The sequence below is a fragment of the Mesorhizobium sp. M7A.F.Ca.CA.002.05.1.1 genome, assembly GCF_003998335.1.
In the GTDB taxonomy this organism is placed as follows: domain Bacteria; phylum Pseudomonadota; class Alphaproteobacteria; order Rhizobiales; family Rhizobiaceae; genus Mesorhizobium.
In genome coordinates this window covers 1-2,083 of record NZ_RZQI01000991.1, presented here as the reverse complement: position 1 = coordinate 2,083, position 2,083 = coordinate 1, and the positions used below count along the sequence as shown (strand labels likewise).

The 2,083-nt window shown below is 64.1% G+C and carries 1 protein-coding gene; it reads left to right on the top strand.

Going from position 1 to position 2,083, the window contains the following annotated elements; all coding sequences use genetic code 11:
- A partial coding sequence (locus EN939_RS31555; RefSeq protein WP_164751393.1) for an efflux RND transporter permease subunit occupies nucleotides 1–2,083 on the top strand: 2,083 nt, incomplete at both ends.

Here is a 2,083-nt window from a genome sequence, read left to right as displayed (position 1 = left end):
GTTGGGCGTCGTCATGGCCAAGGGCTTCAAGGTTACCGACGTCGGCAAGGATGTCGAGGCCACCTACAAGCGCTTCGAAGAGGCGCTGCCCTACGGCGTTGCGGTCGACCAGATCTCCGACCAGCCGGGCGTCGTCACCGATGCGGTGGCCGAGTTCATGCATGCGCTCGGCGAAGCGTTGCTGATCGTGCTCGTCGTCTCGTTCCTGTCGATAGGCTGGCGTTCTGGCCTGGTCATCGCCATCGCCATCCCGCTGGTGCTGGCTGCGACCTTCGCCATCATGTACGAACTCGGCATCGACCTGCAGCGCATCTCGCTCGGCGCGCTGATCATCGCGCTCGGTCTTCTGGTCGACGACGCGATGATCGTCGTCGAGATGATGGAGCGCAAGCTGGAGGAGGGGATGGTCAAGGTCGAGGCGGCGAGTTTTGCCTATTCCTCGACCGCCTTCCCGATGCTGACCGGCACGCTGATCACCACAGCCGGCTTCATTCCGGTCGGCTTCGCGGCCTCGACCGCCGGCGAATATGTCCGCACCCTGTTCTATGTCGTCGGCATCGCGCTGATCGTCTCCTGGTTCGTCGCGGTCTATTTCACGCCATGGCTCGGCAACATGATCCTCAAGCAGCGCAAGCATGCCGGCAGCCATCACGATGTCTTCGACACGCGTTTCTACCGCCGGCTTCGTGCTACCGTCAGCTGGGCCGTGCGCCATCGCATCATCGTCCTGGTGATGACGCTGGTCACCTTCGGCACCAGCCTGTGGGCTTTCCAGTTCATTCCGCAGAACTTCTTCCCGCAATCGTCGCGGCCGGAAATCCTCGTCGACCTTTGGCTGCCGGAAGGCACCAGCATCAAGGAAGTCGAGGCGCAGGCCAAGGCGCTCGAAACCAAGATGATGGACGACAAGGACAAGCGTTTCATCGCCACCTATATCGGCGAAGGCGCGCCGCGCTTCTTCCTGCCGCTGGACCAGCAGCTGAGCAACCCCAACTTTGCCCAGCTGCTCGTCATGGCCAATGACGAACCGGCCCGCGAACGGCTGATCGTCAAGTTGCGCACCGTTCTGGCTGAAGACTTCCCATCCATCCGTGCCAAGGTCGATCGTCTGTTCCTCGGCCCGCCGACCGGCTGGCCGGTGCAGATGCGCGTCATGGGGCCGGATCGCCAGGAGGTGCGCCGCATCGCCGACCAGGTGAAGGCGAAGTTCCGTGAGGATCCGCTGCTTGGCGCCGTGCATGATGACTGGCTGGAGCCGGTTCCGGCGATGAAGCTGGTCATCGATCAGGATCGTGCCCGCGCACTCGGCGTCACCTCGCAGCGCATCCGCCAGATGCTGCAGGCGGCGATGTCCGGCGCGCCGCTCGACGACTTCCGCGACGGCGAGGAGACGGTGTCCATCGTCGCCCGCGAGCCGGATGCCAGCCGCAGCCTGCTGTCCTCGGTCGACTCGGTCTATATCCCGACCGACTTCGGTGGCTTCGTGCCGCTGTCGCAGGTTGCCAAGGTGGTGCCGGTGCTGGAGCAAGGCATCGAGTGGCGCCGCGACCGTCTGCCGACCATCAGTGTGCGGGCAACGCTGCCCGACGGCGTGCAGTCCAATGACGTCGTCACCAAACTGTACAAGGATATGCAGGGCCTGCGTGACGGATTGGCGCCAGGTTACAAGGTCGAGATCCAGGGCGGTGCGGAGGATTCGGCGGAAAGCCAGGCTTCGATCGCCGCCAAGGCGCCGATCATGCTGGCCGTCATCGTCGTGCTTTTGATGATCCAGCTGCAGAACTTCGGCAAGGCGATGCTGGTGCTGGCGACCGGTCCGCTTGGCATTATCGGTGCTGCCGCGGCACTCTTGATCAGCGGCGCGCCGTTCGGCTTTGTCGCCATTCTCGGCGTCATCGCGCTGCTCGGCATCATCATGCGCAACTCGATCATCCTGGTCGACCAGATCGACCAGGACATCGCCGCGGGCATGGACCGCTACGAGGCGATCATCGGTTCGGCCGTTCGCCGTTTCCGGCCGATCACGCTGACGGCGCTGACGGCGGTGCTGGCGCTGATCCCGATCTCGCGCGGCGTCTTCTGG